We start from the raw sequence: 18,952 nt of genomic DNA on the forward strand, positions 1-18,952 counted from the left end.
TATCTTGGAAACGAGCAAAAAAGTGATGGATTAAATGGCGCAGTGCTGATTAGTTTTCAAAAAAATCAAAGGTATGAGCGATGGCAAATTCTTCTGTGCGGTTGGGTGTTGATATCGGTGGGACATTTACCGATGTGGTGTTGGAAACGGGCGCTCAGCGTTTTTCAACGAAGGTACTGACCACGTATGATGCGCCCGAAAATGCGATCATCGATGGTATGTATCAGGTTTGCCAACAGGCTGGGTTAGAGCCCTGCGATATCACACAGATTATTCATGGTACGACATTGGCAACCAATGCGTTGATTGAACGACGTGGAGCAAAAACCGCATTGATCACGACGCAAGGTTTTCGTGATGTGATCGAAATGCGCACCGAAAGCAGGTTCGAGCAATATGATTTGAATCTAAACTTGCCCGAACCATTACTGCCACGACAAATGCGTTACACGGTTGCGGGGCGCATTGATGCGCGCGGTGAAATCCTTATCCAGATGGAACGCGATGAAGTGGAGGGGATTGTGGATCATATTATCGCCGCTGGTTATGAAACGGTGGCGGTTGGGTTGATCCATTCGTATCTGAATCCAATCCACGAAGAATTGGTGCGCGATGTGTTGGCGCAAAAGGCTCCTGATATCATGGTGTCTTTGTCATGCGAGGTTAGCCCACAAATGCGTGAATACGAACGGTTTAATACCGTTGTTGCGAATGCTTATATCAAGCCATTGATGAAATCTTACCTAGGGCGTTTGGCGGATCGCTTGGCGGGCGAAGGGGTTTCATGCAATATCTTTTTGATGCATTCAGGGGGTGGAATCATATCCATCGAAAATGCCGCCGAATTTCCCGTGCGTTTGGTTGAATCAGGCCCGGCAGGGGGGGCGGTATTTGCCGCTAATATTGCCGCGCGATACGGGTTGGATAAGGTATTAAGCTTTGACATGGGTGGCACAACTGCCAAGATATGTTTGATCAAAAATCAAACCCCAAAAACCAGCCGCGTGTTCGAAGTTGCCCGCACATATCGTTTCAAAAAGGGATCCGGCATGCCGATATCAATCCCCGTAATTGATATGGTGGAAATTGGCGCGGGCGGTGGATCGCTGGCGCATGTGGACGCGATGAAACAAATTCGTGTGGGTCCTGAAAGTGCGGGTTCTGAACCGGGGCCTGCGTGTTACGGGCGTGGTGGCACGCAACCAGCGGTGACAGATGCCGATTTGGTTTTGGGGAAACTCGACCCCGATAATTTTGCGGGTGGTTCAATCCAGTTACACGCAAAAAAATCCGCACAATCGTTGCAATCCGTTCTGGGTGATCCATTGGACGTGGACGCCGCAACCGCAGCGTTTGGCTTGGCCGAGGTCGTCGATGAAAATATGGCAAATGCGGCGCGGGTTCATGCCGTGGAAAACGGCGAAGATTTGTCCGAATATACGATGATCGCATTTGGTGGTGCGGCGCCGCTTCATGCGGGGCGTTTGTGTGAAAAATTGGGCGTTGATCGATTGTTGGTGCCTGCGGGTGCAGGTGTTGGTTCGGCCATCGGATTTTTGCGCGCACCGTTTAGTTTTGAGGCAAACCGTTCTGTTTATATGAAACTGTCAGGGTTTGACGCGGATAAAATAAAAACATTGCTGTCTGAATTGCAAAACGAGGCAACGGGATTTGTGCGCAATTGTGATGCGACATCGCCAATTTTGTCAGAGTTCAAAGTTTATATGCGATACGCGGGGCAAGGGTGGGAAATTCCTATTGTGATCAGTGAAGATCAAGCGATGAATCCTTGCCGCGACGAATTTTTGACGCTGTTTGAGGCGGAGTATGCCAAGCTGTTCGGGCGATCCGTGGAGGGAATGGACGTTGAAATTACGGTATGGGCGGTGAATGCAACAACACCACCCGAACCTGTGGAACGCGCAGTGATATCGTCAAATGCTGGTGATCCGACAATCGCATCTGTGCGGGATGTATTTGATCCCGCATTATCCAAATTTGTCGCGTCCAATATTGTTGATCGCAAAACCATGTTGAACGGGGAAACGATTGGTGGCCCCGCCGTTATTGTTGAATCTGAAACATCAATTATCGTGCCGTCCAGTCGCATCGCAACGCGCCAATCAGATGGCTGTATCGACGTTACCCGCAATGACAAAGGAACAGTGTAATGACCCATTCTAATGTCGCATATCAGGTTATGTGGAACCGTTTGATTTCTGTGGTCGAAGAACAGGCACAAGCGCTGGTGCGAACTGCATTTTCCACCTCCGTTCGCGAGGCGGGCGATTTGTCCGCAGGGGTTTACGATGTAGATGGACGCATGTTGGCACAGGCGGTTACGGGCACGCCCGGCCACGTGAACGCGATGGCCGATGCGGTGGCGCATTTCATTCGTCGCATTGGACATGCGAATATATACGAAGGCGATGTGTATGTAACGAACGACCCATGGGAAGGCACGGGGCATTTGCATGATTTCACCATGGTGACACCGTCGTTTTGCAACGGAAATTTGGTTGGATTTTTCGCCTGCACCGCGCATGTGGTTGATGTGGGTGGGCGTGGTTTTGGTGCCGATGCGGCCAGCGTTTTCGAAGAAGGATTATATGTTCCCATCATGAAGTTTGCAGCACGCGGTGTGGTTGATGAAACCTTGGTGCGTATTGTGCGGGGTAATGTGCGCGAGCCTGATCAATTGATCGGTGACCTTTATGCGTTGTCGACATGTAATGAAATTGGCCATCGGCGATTGATCGAAATGATGGGTGAATTTGATCTGGTTGATCTGACTGGCATTGCTGAATTTATTTTGGACAATTCGCGGCGCGCCACTTTGGAGCGGATAAATGCGTTGCCTCGCAAATCGGCGAGCGGGGAAATGACTGTTGATGGGTTTGATCAACCGATCAAGCTGTGCGTGACGCTGTCAATTGAACAAGATCGCATCATTTGCGATTTTGCGGGTACATCTGGTGTGGATAAAAAGGGTATCAACTGTCCCAAAGTTTATGCCAAAGCATACGCATGTTACGCGCTGAAATGTGCCATCGCGCCTGAAATCCCCAATAACGCTGCATCATTGGCACCATTTGAAATGGAGGCTCCTGTTGATACCATTGTGAATGCCGTGCATCCAGCACCTGTTGCGCTGCGCCATATCGTGGGGCATTTTGTGCCTGATACGGTTTATAATGCGTTGGATAAAATCCTGCCCGATGTTGTTCCTGCAGAAGGCGCGGGATGTTTGTGCAATTTCCAAGTATCATTACGCCCAAGTAAAGATGCACCAACCGGTAGCACCGCGCGATCCGAAGTGCTGACATTCAATTCTGGTGGCGCAGGGGCGCGCCCAAACCATGATGGATTGAACGCAACCGCATTTCCATCGGGCGTGATGACGATGCCAATCGAAGCCACCGAACATGCAGGCCCTGTTATCATTTGGCGCAAAGAGTTGCGCGCAAATTCAGGTGGTGTTGGGAAACAACGCGGCGGGCTTGGTCAATATATGGAAGTGGGGGCACAGGCCGGATATGAATTTGATTTCCAAGCCATGTTTGATCGCGTCGATCACCCGGCGAATGGTCGCCGTGATGGTGGCGCAGGTGCACCCACCACAATTGCGCAGGATGACGGCACAGTCATGCGCGGCAAGGGCAAACAGTTTGTTGCATCTGGGCGCAAGGTGATGTTGGCGCTGCCAGGTGGTGGCGGTTATGGCGATGTAAAATTGCGTGACAAAGAATTGGTAAAACGAGATTTGTTGCGTGGCTATATTTGTGCGCAATCCGCGATGGATGATTATGGATTAAGCCAAGCAGATGTTGATGACATTGCCATGATCATCCAAAACGGAGGTGATTTGAAATGAGTGCACAAATTCAAACGCCCAAACAGCAAAGCTATGATATCGTGATTATCGGCGGCGGGATCATGGGATCATCTGCGGCTTGGTTTTTAAGCCAAGACAAAACCTTTGACGGGCGGGTGTTGGTTGTTGAACGTGATGCAACATATGAATTTGCATCCACCACCCACACCAACAGTTGTATGCGCCAACAATTTTCAACCACATTGAACGTGCGCATTTCCCAGTTCGCGGCGGATTATGTGAAAAACCTGCGCGAATATATGGGCGGAGACGAACGCATTCCCCCATTATCGATACGCAGCTTTGGTTACATGTATCTTGCGGATAATAACGCTTTTGCCGATGTTCTGCGGCGAAATCAAAAATTGCAAAACGCAGTGGGTGCGGCGACACAGGTCATGGATGCCGCGGCGATCAAACGTGCCTATCCGTTTTACAATGTCGATGACATTGTTCTGGGTTCGATCAATTTGGTGGACGAGGGATATTGGGACGGATCAACCGTGTTTGATTGGTGGCGGCGCAAGGCGCAAGAGGCAGGTGTTGAATATATCCAGAACGAGGTTGTGGCGATAACCAAAAATAGTTCTGGTAGTCAGGTAAAATCGATAACACTCGCATCAGGTGAGAAAATCGCATGTGGTAAGGTGTTGAATGCATCGGGTCCACGCGCGGTGCGCACATCGCAAATGGTTGGTGTCGATATGCCTGTTGAACCACGCAAACGATTTTCATGGGTGTTTAGCGCGGAAAAACCACTGGATCGCGATTTGCCGCTAACCATCGATCCATCGGGTGTGCATGTACGCGAAAACGGTGGTGGCACGTATCAATGTGGTGGGCACACCGCGCGTGACCCCATCGTTGAATACGATGATTTCGATATGGATCACGATATTTGGCAAGATAAAGTTTGGCCAATCCTTGCTACGCGTATCCCCCAATTTGATGCGATCAAAGTACAAAATGAATGGGTTGGGCATTACGCATATAATACGCTGGATCAAAATGCGATTATCGGGCCACATCCCGAAATTACAAATTTCTATTTCATGAACGGATTTTCAGGCCATGGTTTGCAACAATCCCCCGCAATGGGGCGTGGTATCGCAGAAATTATGGTGCATGACACATACCAATCATTGGACATGACACCGTTTCATTTTGATCGCGTTAATGAAAACAAACCCATGGTTGAAACTGCGGTGATTTAACCCCCAATTTTCAATTCTGCGCAAAGGAGAATCATGCGTTACAGCAATAAATCGGCGCGATTGGCAAATCTTGGTTCGGACAAATGGGCGGTTCATCTGCGTGCCAAGGAAATGAAGGCAGCAGGGAAAAATGTGGTGATAGCATCGATTGGTGAACCAGAAATACCCGCAAGCCCGGTGCTGGCGAATGGTATCATTCAATCGTTGACGGCGGGGCGCACCGCCTATTCTAACGGTCAGGGCGAGGCGAATTTGTTGGCGGCAATCGCGAATCGATATTCCGAGCGTCGCGGTCAGACAATCACGCCCCAAAATGTAATGTGTGTGCCCGGGACACAAACGGCACTGTATATTGTGCTAGCAGGATTGATTGATCATGGTGGTCAGGTTTTGGTGGGCGATCCGTATTATGCAACATACGATGGACTGGTCGCCGCGCAGGGTGGTGAATTGGTGCCGGTGCCGTTGTCGCTCGAAAATGGTTTTCGAATAGAGGCCGCAGAGATTGAAAAGCGGATAACGGATCGAACCCGCGCGATATTATTGACCACGCCGCATAATCCAACAGGGGCAGTTTTAACCCGCGATTATATTCGCGCGATTGGCGACGTGGCAAAGAACCACGATCTGTGGATTATTTCAGACGAGGTTTATGAGGATTTGGTGTTTAGCGGAGAATTTTCATCGCCGATAGAATTTGATGACCTGTTGGAACGCACCATTGTTGTTTCATCTGTGTCAAAATCCTATGCCGCCCCTGGTGTGCGCAGCGGTTGGATTGTGGCACCTGCTGAATTTATCAAAAACGTGCTGCCAATTTCAGAAACGATACTGTTTGGCAATCAACCGTTTATTGCAGATGCTACCGCAACGGCGCTGGTGGAACCAAACCCAACGGCCGAAACCATGCGCAAAAACTATATGCACCGTGCACAGATGTTGGTGGCGGGATTGCAAGGTGCCAAAAACGCGGCGGTGGCGATGCCCGATGCGGGTATGTTTGCAATGGTTGATATTCGCCCAACGGGGTTAAACGGTGAAGAATTCGCAAGGCGATTATTGGACAACCACAATGTCGCCGTCATGCCTGGCGAAGCGTTTGGTGAGCAAGGGGCAGGGTTTATTCGCGTGGGGTTAACGCTGTGCGATCAGGATATGGAGCGTGTTATTGATGGGCTGATTGGATTGTTAAAGAGTTTGCGCTGAATCTGTCATTGCAACCGATGTAATCCCTTGTCGCGTGTTCGTTCGCGTTTTTTCTGAACGCTTTCACGCCATAACATCAATAACCCGCTGGATAAAATCAGTGCCATGCCAAACCATGCGATCAGATCGGGCCATTCCCCGAAAATCGTGATGCCCCAGATGATCGCGAGCAACAGGCCGACATATTCAAACGGTGCGACCAATGCGGCCTCGCTGGTGCGGTAAGCTTGGCTGATAAAATATCCACCGACGGCGCTGGCAACTCCGACCCCTGCCATGACTGTAAAATCAAACGGTGTTGGCATTACCCATGCGCGTAGCAAAAATTGAACGGTGACGTTATCGCTGTTTGCGGCGGTGCCTTCATGAAATGTGAGCCCCATCGCACCACTGACCAATACGAAAGTCAGCTGGATGTAAAACGACAATGTTGATGCGCTTTCCGTTCCGCCCATTTTGCGCGATAGGATATGTAGGGTTGCATAACAAACGGCAGCGAACATTGGCAATAATGATGCGATTTGGAAACTCGCGGGATTGGGGCGCAACATGATGATCGCGCCCAGCAACCCCGCCCCAACCGCAAACCATCGCCATTTACCCACTGTTTCACCCAAGAATATGACAGAAAATACAGTGATTATGACGGGTGATATGAAAAATATCGCTGTCGCCTCGGATAATGGAATGGACGCAAGGCCAAGAAAAAACAAAAGGTTTGCCATCACTACAAACACGCCGCGCACCATATGCATCCCAAGCCGTTTGGTCCGCATATTACGATAGCCACCTTCAAGTGGCATGAAAATTGCAAGCGTGATTGATAATGCCACCACGGCACGGATCAACACCACCTCGTGCAACGGATAATCACCGCTTAAAAACTTGATCCCCACATCATTGAGCGTAAAGAAAAAAGCAGCGATCAGCGCACAGGTTATTCCCAGCGCAATAGGATTGGAAAACAAGCGATTCATTGGGGGACTGTTTCAAAGAAATCATCACTGTGCCAGAAATTTCGACCTAGACATGTGAATTAAATCGGCGCAGCCTGAACCAAAGAGGTGCGCAATGAAAACAGTCACAGATTTCCCCCATGCGGTTGTTGAATATCCCGATATGGGGATTGAAATGCCTGATGGTACGCGATTGTCTGCGCGGGTTTGGATGCCCGTTGATGCGCCATTACAAGCTGCCCCTGTAATTTTGGAACATCTGCCGTATCGCAAACGTGATGGCACAATTGTTCGCGATCAATATACGCATCCGTGGCTCGCAGGGCATGGCTATGTTTGCATTCGTACCGACATGCGGGGCAATGGTGACAGCGACGGGTTGATGGACGATGAATACACCCCCCAAGAATTGGCTGATGCGGTTGCAGTGATCAACTGGGCCGCAGATCAGGAATGGTGCAACGGTAATGTTGGCATGATGGGGATTTCGTGGGGTGGTTTTAACGGGCTTCAGGTGGCCGCCCTTGCGCCCAAACCGTTAAAGGCTGTGATAACTATTTGTTCCACAACTGATCGATACGCCGACGATATCCATTACAAGGGTGGATGTCTATTGGGCGAAAATTTCGGATGGTCTTGTAATATGCTGTCTTATTCATCGCGCCCACCTGATCCCGCCTTGGTTGGGGAACGTTGGCGTGAAATGTGGCGGCATCGTTTGGATAACTTGGACTTTAGCCTTTCAACATGGCTGCGCCATCAACACCGTAATGAATATTGGCAACATGGGTCGGTTTGCGAAGATTACAGCGCGATCAAGGCTGCTGTTTTGGCGATTGGTGGCTGGCATGATGGGTATCGCAATACGCCGTCCCATTTGGTTGAAAACCTGTCATCGCCGTGCAAGGCCATCGTTGGCCCGTGGAATCATAAATACCCCCACTATGCCGGACCAGCCCCCGCGATTGGTTTTTTGCAAGAGGCAAAGCGTTGGTTTGATCACTGGCTGAAGGGTATTGATACAGGTGTGGCGGATGACCCAGATTACCGCGCCTATCTGATGGATTCGGTTGCGCCCAATCGCTGGCTCGGTGAGCGCGCAGGGCGTTGGATTGCAGAGCAAAAATGGCCAAGCCGCGATATATCGGATGTGTCATTGACGCTTGGAGCGGGCGGATTATTGGGTGGAGACGGTGCGCCCAATGTGTGCATTCAATCGCCCGCCGATTGTGGTGCGGGTGCGGGTGAATATTTTCCTTTTGCCTTTGGTGATGAATTACCTGATGCGCAAAACGGCGACGACGCCAAATCGCTTTGTTTTGATGGCGCGGTCAGCGTGTCAGACATGGACATTGTTGGTGCGCCAAATATTCGATTAACCTTGTCTGCCGATCGGGACGAGGGGAAAATCGCGGTACGCCTGACCGATCTTTTCCCCGACGGGACGTCGGCGTTAATCACATACGGTGTTTTAAACCTGACCCATGCGAATGATCACGCCACCCCCAAACCATTGGTGGCCGGGCAAGCGTTTGATGTGGCTTTTGATCTTGATCACATCGCCTATCGCCTGCCCGCGGGGCATCGGTTGCGGGTGGCGATATCAACGTCGTATTTCCCAATGATGTGGCCCGCAGCCACGGACACGGAAATTACCGTTTATGCTGGCGAAATATCGTTGCCTATTCGTAAAACGACAACTGGTGCTGAATGGGAATTCGAAGAGCCAGAAGGCGCGGCCGAATGGCGTACAGAAAATTTACGCCCTAGCGAGTATACACGCGATTTACAAACGGATGAAAACACGGGTGAAACCAGCACTAAAATTTTCTGCGATTTTGGCGAAAACCGTGATTTGGAACATGGGTTAATATCGGGGGGATGGATGCGCGAAGATTGGCGAGTACATCCCGAAGATCCATTATCGGCCAAGGTTGAAACGCAGTGGGAACAAACAGGCGGGCGCGACGGTGCGATGTGGCGTACGTTTGTGGATGCGAAAATGTCTTGTGATGCGCAGTATTTTTACTTTACCGCAACGCTGAGCGCATGGGATAATAATACGTTATTTTTTGAACGAAAATTTGGCGATAAGGTAAAACGCGATTTGGTTTAGCTATAGGGCCAAACGTGATTTGATAAACTGCTGATCGCGTGAATGATGCGATCAAAACTGTCACGCACACGATCAACGCTGTTACGCGCGCGCAAATACCCGTGAACCAATCCAGTCTCGCAAATCCAATATGCCTTGCCGCCATCGCGCAGCATTGCATCTCGATAATCGCGGCCATCATCACACAGGGGATCACATTCGGCGCTGAAAATTACACTGGGTGGAAGCGCAGTAAAATCGGTGCCGCCCAACGGCGCGAATGTCGGATCTTCTTTGGGCGGTGTGCCACGGATGGTGTGATAAAATTCCACATCTTTTAATGACAGCATCGGTGCATTGGCATGGGTGATATAGGATCCTTTGGTCATATCTCCACCAAATGCTGGATATACTAATACCTGTCCGATGATCGCGATGTCATCACCACGAAGCGCGCCACTTGCCGCCGCCACCAGATTTCCACCTGCGCTGTCGCCCACCAACAGCAGAGGCGTTTGATATCGTGCGGCGATGCTGTTGATGGCCGTGATCACATCATCAAACGCGGCGGGGTGTTTGTGTTCGGGGGTAAGGCGATAATCAATCGCAACGACGCGGCGTTTTGTGCGCGCCGAAATTTCAGCGCAAATGTCATCGTGGCTGTCCAATCCTCCCACAACGAATCCACCACCGTGGATGTAAACAATGGTGACACCCGATTCCAGCATTGCGGAATCAGACGGTGCATAAATGCGCACAGGCACACCATTCATCGATGTGGTTTCAACGCCCAAACCATCGGGATGACCCGCGTGAAATGATTTGCACATGTCATCATAGATGCGCCGCTGTTCCTCAATCGGAAAACTGGCGGTTTCGGGGGGATGAAATTGTGCAGTTTTATGTATAAATGCCCAAGTTTGTTCATCAATCTTGGTTTTGTAATCCATCGCGGCCACCTTGTGGGAATGCCACAAGCCTAGCCGATATGAAAACACATTTGCAATTGGCAATGATTTTGGGTGGATCGACGAACTGGCAGTCCCTAGGGGAATCGAACCCCTCTTTCCAGGTTGAAAACCTGGCGTCCTAACCGATAGACGAAGGGACCGCTTGTTCGTGAGGGCGTATTTAGGGAAAGCCCGCATCCCTTGCAAGGGCTTTTTTCACATTATTGAAATGTTTTTATTTGATTAGGGCCGCATCGTCTAATCTGAGCTTGGCACGGCGTCGTCCACCCCAATCGTCGATCTCTAATCGGCCTGCACAATGGAATTTGTGCCCGCGATGATCGTCCAACAATGGGCCAAGTTCAGAATCATATGCACCAAACGCAATCGCATCAATGCGCCCGCCGTTTTCATCACCCAATGTCAGGCGTAAATGATTCTGACCCGCACGTTTTGCAAACTTGATCGAAACAGATGGAAGCGCAAATCGCGGGGCAGGTGCGCCCGCGCCAAATGGGCCGCAGGTTTCCAACTGTTCAATTAATTCGGGTGTTATGGCGCTGGGCGCAATTACACCATCCAGATGCAAGTCACGCGGGCCAATATTACCCGCACCTTGTTTTTCCAATAATGCAGATAGGCGGGCCATCGCCGCATCCAATTGATCGCGCGCAACAGAAAGTCCTGCCGCCATTTTATGACCGCCGCCCTTGATCAACACACCTTCGCGGGCACAGGTGGCAATGGCGGCACCCAGATCGATGCCGCTGACGGATCGCCCCGAACCCTTGCCTTCGTCACCATCCAGACCGATGACAACGCTGGGGCGGTTAGTCGATTCTTTTAATCGCGATGCGACGATGCCAACAACGCCTGGATGCCAGCCTTCGCCAGCGGCCCAGACAAGGGGGGCATCAAGCCCGCGATCCTCTGCTTGGGCCATTGCCTTGAGCTGGACTTCGGCCTCTATCTCGCGGCGTTCATCGTTTAACTGGTGGAGCCGATCTGCGATTGCCTCTGCTTCGTGCGGGTCATTGGTGGTTAACAATCGTGCCCCCAAATCCGCCTTGCCAATACGCCCACCTGCATTGATACGCGGCCCCAACATAAAGCCGAGATGATATGACGTCGGCGCGGATTTAAGCCCCGCAATGTCGCCCAGTTTTGCCAGACCAACCCGTTCGCGTTTGGCCATGATTTTCAAACCTTGGCGCACCAATGCGCGGTTGAACCCAATCAGCGGTGCGACATCGGCAACCGTGCCAAGTGCCGCCAGATCCAACAATCGCATCAAATCAGGGCAGGGTGCGCCCACGCCGCGGCGAATGCGGTTGATCGCGGCCAAGGTTAAAAACACCACACCCGCGGCACAAAGATATCCCAAATCACCTGATTCATCTTGGCGATTGGGGTTCACCACCGCATATGCAGCGGGCAAGGTTTCACCACCCAAATGGTGATCAAGCACGATCACATCCGTTCCCGCTACCGCCGCAATCGGGCCGTGGGATAATGTGCCACAATCGACACAAATGATCAGATCATGATTGGCGGCGAGTTCCATCATCGCGGCGTCATTTGGGCCATACCCCTCGTCGATACGATCGGGGACATATATTGTCGCCGATATTCCAAGATCGGCGAACCAGTTGAATAATAGTGCGGCGGATGTGGCGCCATCCACATCGTAATCAGCAAAAATCGCAATACGCTGTTTGTTCACAACGCTTTCGTTGATCCGCGCAGCCGCCGTTTCCATATCGCGAAGTTTCGACGGATCGGGCATCAATTCACGCAAACTTGGAGAAAGATAACTGACTGCGTCTTGTTCGTTCACGCCCAACCGCGCCAATGTACGTGCCACCGCATTGGGCAATCCTGTTTGTTGCGCGATCAATTGTGATTGGCGATCTGTTTCGACAGACAACCCACACCAGCGTCGCCCCGTTGCGGATTGCGCTACGCCAAGAAATGCAGTGTCATCGGGCTTTTGGGTCATGTGTGGCCTTTTCATTTGCGTAAACTTAGCATGCGAAACAGTGATATAATACACCGATTAACATGGTTTTTCACGCTACTGTCGGAGCGATTCAGGGAGTGAATGCAATGGTTGATTACATTTTTTCGGCAGCGATCTTAGTTCATTTCGCTCTATTGTTTTTTTCGCTGGGTTTTTTGGCGCGGGACCAATTGATTTTGCGGGGTTTGGTTTTGATCGGATCCGCATTTTATATTCTGTATTATTTTAACATCAACGATACGCCACTTTGGGATGCGATTTTTGCATCTGGCACCATGGCGTTGATTAATTTTGCGATGATCTGCACCTTGATTTTGGAACGCACAACATTTGCAATGAACTCGGATCAAAGTGTGATTTACCAATGTTTCCCAACGCTTACGCCCGGTCAATTTCGCAAAGTAATGCGCGATAGCGAAACAACCACGGCCAGCGGACAAACAGTTCTGTGTGAAACGGGGCATTTGAATGAACGATTATACCTGTTGGTCGCGGGCAAGGCAGTGATGTACAAAGGCGGTGTTGAATATAACGTTCCATTAAACAGTTTTATTGGTGAAGTCGGGTTTTTAAATCAATCGGCGGCATCGGCCAGCGTTACGGCGCAAACAGGTGCGGTTTTTGTATATTGGCAGGTGTCAGACCTGCGCAAAATGATGCGCCGTTCTGCGCCGCTGAATAACGCGTTGATTGCGTTGTTCAGTACCGATTTGGCGCGCAAGGTGGAGCGATCACAACCGATGGCGGATACGGTTAAATTCGCGACTTAGCGATCGTCACTGCTTGCGTTCGCGCCCTCATGTTTGCCAAAGACCAATGTGAAAAGCTTTAAAACCGCCACGCACCAACCAATCAATGCAAGAATAAGCCAGACATATAAAAATGCGCCGCCATTACCATTAATTATTGTGTCAAAAACAAAGAAAATTGCGGCGGACCAACCGGTTAACCAGAGGCAGAGGAAAATAATGCTAAACAAGCGCCCAGGCGGGGTTCCAGATTCAATTTCGTTGCTGTTGGTTTCGACGGCGTCGTTTGCGGCATTTCTATAAACGCCGCGTTTTTTCTTGGCTTCGGTATCTGGTTCGCTGAATCCGACGCGGCGTACCATCGTGATCAGTTGTTGTTTTGACGGTATTGAATGCGGCGCACGGAACCAGTTCGTGAGCGCATCAAAATAGTTTCGGTTTCCATGAAATCACCATCGCGGCGCGCACCTGATACAATCGAACCATCGGTTACACCTGTTGCTGCAAAAATCACATCATCGGTGACGAGTTCATCACGTGTGTAGATTTTATCGAAATCGGTGATGCCTGCCTTGCTGGCGCGGCCACGTTCGTCATCATTGCGAAATGTCAGACGGCCATACATTTGCCCGCCCATACATTTCAATGCGGCGGCACCCAAAACCCCCTCTGGTGCGCCACCAGAACCCATATACATATCAATGCCAGTTTTTTCTGCCTCTGCGGTGTGCATCACACCCGCCACATCACCATCGGTGATAAGGCGAAGAGCGCAACCAGTACCGCGCAATTCTGCGATCATATCTTCGTGGCGGGGACGTTCCAAAACGCAAACGGTAATTTGTTCCGTGCTGCAACCTTTGGCTTTGGCCAATGCTTCAACACGTTCTTTGGGCGACATATCCATGGTTACTGTATCGACGGGGTAACCCGGGCCAATCGCGAGTTTATCCATATAAACATCGGGTGCATGCAACATTGTGCCTCGCGGTGCCATGGCGATCACGGTCAATGCGTTTGGCATGTCTTTGGCGGTTAATGTGGTGCCTTCCAGTGGGTCCAGCGCGATATCCACACCTGGACCATCGCCCGATCCGACCTCTTCACCGATGTATAACATTGGTGCTTCGTCGCGTTCGCCTTCGCCGATGACAACAACGCCTTTGATATCCAACAAGTTTAGCTGTTCACGCATGGCGTTGACCGCGGCTTGATCCGCTGCTTTTTCATCGCCGCGCCCAATCCATTTTGCGGATGCGATTGCGGCGGCCTCTGATACGCGTGCCAGCCCAAGTGATAACATGCGATCTTGGAATACTTGTTTATCAGCCATTGTATTGTCCTATTCTTTGCGCGCCAACAAGTGATTTGCGGGCGGTATTATGCATCAATTGTAAAATTTATTTAAACTGTTTCGATTTTTAGCACGACAGGGGGCAATTCCAAAACACCTGTGTTTTCGATTGCTTGTGCTGCATTCGATGCGGTTTCACCTGTTGTTGGATGGGTAACGATCAACACGCGGGCAACATTGTCGTCGCTGCTGTGCTGGGTCATTTTATCAATGGAAATGCCCGCATCGGCCAATGCGCTGGATGCGCTGGCCATGGCGCCTGGCTGGTCTTTCAGGTTGAGGCGCATGTAATATGCGCTTTCGCCAGATGAATCCGCTGGCGTTGATTTTGCGAGCTGTAAAGCAGGGATGCCAAACACAGGGATATTGATCCCGCGCGCGATATCCATCACATCGCCAAACACTGCACTTGCGGTTGGCCCTTCGCCAGCACCCGCGCCGCGCAGAACCACTTGGCCAACGCTGTCGCCTTCAACAATCACCATATTTGTGCCGCCTTCCAACAGGCCCAGCGGGGATAGGGCGGGAACCAAACACGGGCGCATGGTTTGCATTAAACCCGCATCTGTCATTTGTGATACGCCAAGCAATTTAATGCGATAGCCCATTTCAGCAGCGTGTTTGATATCCACGATCGAAATGCGTTGGATACCTTGCAATTGCGCCGATGCAAAATCCACTTGTGTGCCATAAGCGATGGATGACAACAGCACCAATTTATGTGCCGCATCAATACCACCCACATCCAAATTTGGATCCGCTTCGAGATAGCCAAGTTGGTTTGCCTCTTCAAACACTTCATCATACGGCAAACCTGCGGTTTCCATACGTGTGAGGATATAGTTACAGGTGCCGTTCATCACGCCCATCACGCGGGTGATTTTGTTGCCTGCAAGGCTTTCGGTCAGGGATTTGATGATTGGAATACCACCGGCGACAGCGGCTTCAAATCGCAGGTTCACACCTTTGGATTCGGCCAGTTCGGCCAATTCTTGACCGTGGATGGCCAACATCGCCTTGTTCGCGGTTACGACATGTTTACCTGCGTTGAGCGCGGCCTTTACTGATGCCAATGCGGGGCCGTCTTCGCCGCCCATCAATTCAACGTAAACATCCACGTCATCGCGTGTGGCCAATGCAACGGGATCATCTTCCCAAGCAAAGCTTGATAAATCCACACCGCGATCTTTGGATTTGGAACGTGCAGAAACAGCCGTGATCGTCATGTCGCGCCCAGAACGTGCGCGCAACAAATCCCCATGTTGCATTACGATTTTGATGACACCGACACCTACGGTGCCAAGACCCGCGATACCAAGACGCAAAGGGTGAGACATATGCGATTGCTCCGTTCAATAAATTCCCCTGTCTGTTATCGGAAAGGAGCGATTGGGGCAATGAAGATTCGGCTAAAATTCAGCAGCAATCAGTGCCGCCGCGCGTGCGCGCAAATTCGCAACCCGTGCAGATGTGATCGGTGCGGTGCGTAAACCCGCCGCGCGTTGGCGTAACCCATTGGCGCGTGCGGCAACTGTGTTCAACGCCTCTATACTTGCAGGATCAATTGGAACGGCCTTATTGGCGAGCTCATCCGTGGGGACCAATTCGGGCCAAGTATGGTTTTGCACATCGCTTTGAGGTAAATATTCCAAGTCGGGCACATGGTTTTTGATCGAACAGGCAGACAGGGCGCCCATTACAATTATCAATGTTCCAGTTTGGAAATTCATCTGCTTATATCCCGCAATTATATACGGTAATGTAAAGATCAGCGGGCCGTGTCACAAGGGCGCTGATCTTGGAGTTTTATATCGGCGTCGATTGACCGATTAAAGGTCAGTATAGATTGGGAATTTCGCGCAGAGCGCTTCGACCTTGGCCTTGACCGATTTTTCAACGGCGGCGTTACCGTCTTCGCCATTGGCGGCCAAACCATCGACGACTTCGATGATCATATCACCGATTGCGCGAAATTCTTCTTCGCCAAACCCACGTGTTGTGCCCGCAGGTGTTCCCAAACGCACACCAGATGTCACCATTGGTTTTTCTGGATCAAACGGAATTCCGTTTTTGTTACAGGTAATATGTGCACGGCCCAACGCGGCCTCTGTTGCGTTGCCCTTCACACCTTTGGGGCGCAAATCGACCAGCATCAAATGCGTGTCTGTACCGCCTGATACAATGTCCAAACCACCCTTCATCAACTGATCGGCCAATGCCACAGCATTCGCGCGTACTTGTTTTTGATAGGTTTTGAATTCTGGTTGTAACGCTTCGCCAAAGGCCACTGCCTTGGCCGCGATGACATGCATCAACGGGCCACCTTGGATCCCTGGGAAAATGGCAGAGTTTACCTTTTTCGCGATATCAGGATTGTTGGTTAGGATCATACCACCACGCGGGCCGCGCAATGTTTTATGTGTGGTTGTGGTTGCAACATCCGCGTATGGGAATGGTGATGGGTGTTCGCCCGCCGCGACCAAACCTGCAAAATGTGCCATGTCGACAAACAAATATGCACCAACGCTGTCGGCAATTTCGCGCATTTTGGCAAAATCCACTTGGCGGGGGATCGCAGAACCACCCGCGATAATCATTTTTGGTTTGTGCTCATTTGCCAATTCTTGGACTTGGTCATAATCCAACAGGCTGTCTTGTTTGCGCACACCATATTGAACGGCGTTGAACCATTTACCAGATTGGTTTGGTTTTGCACCGTGCGTTAGGTGACCACCTGCATCCAATGACATCCCAAGGATCGTATCACCCGGTTGCAACAGCGCCTGAAACACGCCTTGGTTTGCTTGTGATCCTGAATTGGGTTGCACATTGGCAAAGTCACAGCCGAACAATTGCTTGGCGCGATCAATGGCAAGGTTTTCTGCAACATCCACATGTTGGCAGCCGCCATAATAACGACGCCCTGGGTAACCTTCGGCATATTTATTGGTTAAAACCGAACCCTGTGCCTGCATCACGGCCTTGGATACGATGTTTTCGGATGCGATCAATTCGATCTCATCTCGTTGACGGCCCAGCTCTGCCGTAATCGAAGCAAATAATTCTGCATCGCGATCAGCGATATCTTGGGTGAAAAATCCGTTGTCTTTTGTCATGGCGCGTCTCCTGTTGGCCGAGCATTGTCAAAAGTTTCCTATCGGAAACATCGGGCCAGTCAAAGCATAAATGCGACATGTATCCCCGTTAAGGCGGTGAAATAGCTAAACTCTGGCTTTATTGAAATAGCCAAGCGCGTGAAAAAAACTCATAAACAATATTATTGCGCGCTGATAGGCGCATGGTGTTTCCGATGCGAACATCGCATGGTACAAGAACACAAAGTGAAAAGGTGAATTGCATATGGCATTGAAATTGAATTTTGTCGCCAGCCGCGCGCAAGTGGCGCAAAAATCGTTGGCGATAATGATTGACAGATATGGAAATGCGCCCGCCGAAAATGCCGATGCGATTATTGCGTTGGGCGGAGATGGGTTCATGTTGGAAACGCTGCATAGCACACAACATCTGTCGACACCTGTTTTTGGATTGAATCGTGGGTCTGTTGGGTTTTTGATGAATGAATATGCCGAGGATAATCTGGAACAGCGGATCAAAGATGCCGAAATGGCGGTGATCCACCCACTGGCAATGACCGCATTTTGCGCCGATGGCAGCAAACAAAAAGCATTAGCAATCAACGAAGTATCCCTGTTACGCGCAGGACCACAGGCGGCCAAATTGAAAATTTCCGTCGATGATAAGGTGCGATTGTCCGAATTGGTTTGTGATGGCGCATTATTGGCGACACCTGCGGGATCAACCGCATATAACTATTCGGCGCATGGTCCGATCTTGCCAATTGGTGCTGAAATTTTGGCATTAACGGCAATGTCTGCGTTTCGTCCACGCCGTTGGCGCGGTGCATTGTTACCGATGGGAGTAAAGGTGCGGTTTGATGTTTTGGAACCCGAAAAGCGCCCAGTCACCGCCGCCGCCGATAGCGCCGAAGCCCGCGATGTGCTCGCCGTTGAAATCATAAGTGCCCCAGACTTGGAACATCGCATTCTGTTCGATCCAGGTCATGGATTAGAAGAACGTCTGATCCGCGAACAATTCGCCTAACATCGCCTATTTTTAAGGGAATATCAAAGAAACCTTGCATTTTGTATGGCGCAAGCCTAGATAGCGATTGTGAAGTACTCTTTCACAAAAATTCTCCGAAAGCCTACGCAGACGGTTTGTTTCTTGAGATCGCACTGCACCACAGTCATCGCATAATGCGGATGGCGATATTTTTAGGAGAATACTGATGGCTAACGGCACAGTAAAATGGTTTAACGCAACTAAAGGCTACGGCTTTATCGCACCTGATGATGGTGGAAACGACGTGTTCGTACACATCACAGCGGTACAAGCGGCTGGTTTGCAAGGTTTGAATGACGATCAGAAAGTTACTTACGAGCTGGAAGATGGTCGTAACGGCAAACAATCTGCGATCAATCTGGAAGCTTTATAATATAAGCTTCGATTTATC

General features: G+C 50.5%; 16 protein-coding genes and 1 tRNA gene. 8 read left to right on the plus strand and 9 right to left on the minus strand.

Translation table 11 applies throughout. From position 1 onward, the window contains the following. Positions 1 to 80 precede the first annotated feature (80 nt). The 4 genes from IE094_RS04480 to IE094_RS04495 are packed head-to-tail and all read left to right on the plus strand — an operon-like array spanning position 81 to position 6,294. A complete protein-coding gene (locus tag IE094_RS04480) occupies positions 81 to 2,171 on the plus strand; it encodes a hydantoinase/oxoprolinase family protein (protein ID WP_189639328.1) in 2,091 nt (696 codons plus the stop codon). Further along, a complete protein-coding gene (locus tag IE094_RS04485; protein WP_189639329.1) occupies positions 2,171 to 3,874 on the plus strand; it encodes a hydantoinase B/oxoprolinase family protein in 1,704 nt (567 codons plus the stop codon). Before IE094_RS04480 ends, IE094_RS04485 begins: the two co-directional genes overlap by 1 nt. Continuing rightward, positions 3,871 to 5,088: an NAD(P)/FAD-dependent oxidoreductase gene (locus tag IE094_RS04490; protein ID WP_189639330.1), complete on the plus strand. Its 1,218-nt coding sequence runs from the start codon at positions 3,871 to 3,873 to the stop codon at positions 5,086 to 5,088. The genes IE094_RS04485 and IE094_RS04490 overlap by 4 nt, the downstream gene beginning before the upstream one ends. 33 nt (positions 5,089 to 5,121) lie before the next feature. Beyond that, entirely contained in the window at positions 5,122 to 6,294 is a 1,173-nt protein-coding gene (locus tag IE094_RS04495; RefSeq protein ID WP_189639331.1) for a pyridoxal phosphate-dependent aminotransferase, read from the plus strand. A gap of 5 nt (positions 6,295 to 6,299) precedes the next feature. Here the strand turns inward: IE094_RS04495 and IE094_RS04500 are convergent, their stop codons facing one another. Continuing rightward, positions 6,300 to 7,271: a DMT family transporter gene (locus IE094_RS04500; protein ID WP_189639332.1), complete on the minus strand. Its 972-nt coding sequence runs from the start codon at positions 7,269 to 7,271 to the stop codon at positions 6,300 to 6,302. Between the two features lie 94 nt (positions 7,272 to 7,365). Here IE094_RS04500 and IE094_RS04505 point away from each other — a divergent pair, with 94 nt between their 5' ends. Beyond that, on the plus strand, positions 7,366 to 9,366 hold the full coding sequence (locus IE094_RS04505; RefSeq protein ID WP_189639333.1) for a CocE/NonD family hydrolase: 2,001 nt from the start codon (positions 7,366 to 7,368) through the stop codon (positions 9,364 to 9,366). Here the strand turns inward: IE094_RS04505 and IE094_RS04510 are convergent. The 3 genes from IE094_RS04510 to recJ form a co-directional block, all read right to left on the minus strand. Continuing rightward, positions 9,363 to 10,295 carry an alpha/beta hydrolase gene (locus IE094_RS04510; RefSeq protein ID WP_189639334.1) on the minus strand — a complete coding sequence of 311 codons (933 nt, stop codon included), beginning with the start codon at positions 10,293 to 10,295 and terminating at the stop codon, positions 9,363 to 9,365. The genes IE094_RS04505 and IE094_RS04510 overlap by 4 nt on opposite strands. 86 nt (positions 10,296 to 10,381) lie before the next feature. Beyond that, positions 10,382 to 10,456: transfer RNA gene (locus tag IE094_RS04515), tRNA-Glu, on the minus strand. A 74-nt stretch (positions 10,457 to 10,530) separates the two neighbouring features. After that, positions 10,531 to 12,294, minus strand: a complete 1,764-nt coding sequence (recJ, locus tag IE094_RS04520) for a single-stranded-DNA-specific exonuclease RecJ (RefSeq protein WP_189639335.1) — start codon at positions 12,292 to 12,294, stop codon at positions 10,531 to 10,533. A gap of 107 nt (positions 12,295 to 12,401) precedes the next feature. Here recJ and IE094_RS04525 point away from each other — a divergent pair, with 107 nt between their 5' ends. Further along, on the plus strand, positions 12,402 to 13,085 hold the full coding sequence (locus IE094_RS04525; protein ID WP_189639336.1) for a Crp/Fnr family transcriptional regulator: 684 nt from the start codon (positions 12,402 to 12,404) through the stop codon (positions 13,083 to 13,085). Here IE094_RS04525 and IE094_RS04530 read toward each other — a convergent pair. The 5 genes from IE094_RS04530 to glyA all read right to left on the minus strand — a co-directional run bounded on the left by IE094_RS04530 (position 13,082) and on the right by glyA (position 17,534). Continuing rightward, the gene (locus IE094_RS04530) at positions 13,082 to 13,426 is read right to left on the minus strand and encodes a hypothetical protein (protein ID WP_189639337.1); all 345 of its coding nucleotides are present in this window, start codon (positions 13,424 to 13,426) and stop codon (positions 13,082 to 13,084) included. The genes IE094_RS04525 and IE094_RS04530 overlap by 4 nt on opposite strands. Before the next feature lie 5 nt (positions 13,427 to 13,431). After that, complete coding sequence (gene glpX, locus IE094_RS04535; RefSeq protein ID WP_189639338.1) at positions 13,432 to 14,397, minus strand: class II fructose-bisphosphatase; 966 nt, start codon at positions 14,395 to 14,397, stop codon at positions 13,432 to 13,434. A 71-nt stretch (positions 14,398 to 14,468) separates the two neighbouring features. Beyond that, positions 14,469 to 15,755, minus strand: coding sequence for a homoserine dehydrogenase (locus IE094_RS04540; protein WP_189639339.1), 1,287 nt, complete (start codon positions 15,753 to 15,755; stop codon positions 14,469 to 14,471). A gap of 72 nt (positions 15,756 to 15,827) precedes the next feature. After that, positions 15,828 to 16,148 carry a hypothetical protein gene (locus IE094_RS04545; RefSeq protein WP_189639340.1) on the minus strand — a complete coding sequence of 107 codons (321 nt, stop codon included), beginning with the start codon at positions 16,146 to 16,148 and terminating at the stop codon, positions 15,828 to 15,830. Positions 16,149 to 16,247: 99 nt separating this feature from the next. Next, positions 16,248 to 17,534 (minus strand): serine hydroxymethyltransferase, encoded by a 1,287-nt coding sequence (gene glyA, locus IE094_RS04550; RefSeq protein ID WP_189639341.1) that lies wholly within the window; start codon positions 17,532 to 17,534, stop codon positions 16,248 to 16,250. A 244-nt stretch (positions 17,535 to 17,778) separates the two neighbouring features. On the opposite strand from glyA, the gene IE094_RS04555 reads away from it, so the two are divergent. Continuing rightward, positions 17,779 to 18,540, plus strand: a complete 762-nt coding sequence (locus IE094_RS04555) for an NAD kinase (RefSeq protein ID WP_189639342.1) — start codon at positions 17,779 to 17,781, stop codon at positions 18,538 to 18,540. Positions 18,541 to 18,727: 187 nt separating this feature from the next. Beyond that, complete coding sequence (locus tag IE094_RS04560) at positions 18,728 to 18,934, plus strand: cold-shock protein (protein ID WP_189639343.1); 207 nt, start codon at positions 18,728 to 18,730, stop codon at positions 18,932 to 18,934. Positions 18,935 to 18,952 lie beyond the last annotated feature (18 nt).

Source organism: Paramylibacter ulvae (genome assembly GCF_014652655.1).
Taxonomy (GTDB): domain Bacteria; phylum Pseudomonadota; class Alphaproteobacteria; order Rhodobacterales; family Rhodobacteraceae; genus Amylibacter; species Amylibacter ulvae.

What these genes read in the sequence shown, in the direction of transcription:
- IE094_RS04530 (WP_189639337.1), bottom strand. Translation starts at nt 13,426, where the DNA reads ATGGTACGCCGCGTCGGATTCAGCGAACCAGATACCGAAGCCAAGAAA.
- IE094_RS04505 (WP_189639333.1), top strand. Translation starts at nt 7,366, where the DNA reads ATGAAAACAGTCACAGATTTCCCCCATGCGGTTGTTGAATATCCCGAT.
- recJ (WP_189639335.1), bottom strand. Translation starts at nt 12,294, where the DNA reads ATGACCCAAAAGCCCGATGACACTGCATTTCTTGGCGTAGCGCAATCC.
- IE094_RS04510 (WP_189639334.1), bottom strand. Translation starts at nt 10,295, where the DNA reads ATGGATTACAAAACCAAGATTGATGAACAAACTTGGGCATTTATACAT.
- IE094_RS04525 (WP_189639336.1), top strand. Translation starts at nt 12,402, where the DNA reads ATGGTTGATTACATTTTTTCGGCAGCGATCTTAGTTCATTTCGCTCTA.
- IE094_RS04480 (WP_189639328.1), top strand. Translation starts at nt 81, where the DNA reads ATGGCAAATTCTTCTGTGCGGTTGGGTGTTGATATCGGTGGGACATTT.
- IE094_RS04500 (WP_189639332.1), bottom strand. Translation starts at nt 7,271, where the DNA reads ATGAATCGCTTGTTTTCCAATCCTATTGCGCTGGGAATAACCTGTGCG.
- IE094_RS04545 (WP_189639340.1), bottom strand. Translation starts at nt 16,148, where the DNA reads ATGAATTTCCAAACTGGAACATTGATAATTGTAATGGGCGCCCTGTCT.
- IE094_RS04485 (WP_189639329.1), top strand. Translation starts at nt 2,171, where the DNA reads ATGACCCATTCTAATGTCGCATATCAGGTTATGTGGAACCGTTTGATT.
- IE094_RS04560 (WP_189639343.1), top strand. Translation starts at nt 18,728, where the DNA reads ATGGCTAACGGCACAGTAAAATGGTTTAACGCAACTAAAGGCTACGGC.
- IE094_RS04490 (WP_189639330.1), top strand. Translation starts at nt 3,871, where the DNA reads ATGAGTGCACAAATTCAAACGCCCAAACAGCAAAGCTATGATATCGTG.
- IE094_RS04540 (WP_189639339.1), bottom strand. Translation starts at nt 15,755, where the DNA reads ATGTCTCACCCTTTGCGTCTTGGTATCGCGGGTCTTGGCACCGTAGGT.
- glpX (WP_189639338.1), bottom strand. Translation starts at nt 14,397, where the DNA reads ATGGCTGATAAACAAGTATTCCAAGATCGCATGTTATCACTTGGGCTG.
- glyA (WP_189639341.1), bottom strand. Translation starts at nt 17,534, where the DNA reads ATGACAAAAGACAACGGATTTTTCACCCAAGATATCGCTGATCGCGAT.
- IE094_RS04555 (WP_189639342.1), top strand. Translation starts at nt 17,779, where the DNA reads ATGGCATTGAAATTGAATTTTGTCGCCAGCCGCGCGCAAGTGGCGCAA.
- IE094_RS04495 (WP_189639331.1), top strand. Translation starts at nt 5,122, where the DNA reads ATGCGTTACAGCAATAAATCGGCGCGATTGGCAAATCTTGGTTCGGAC.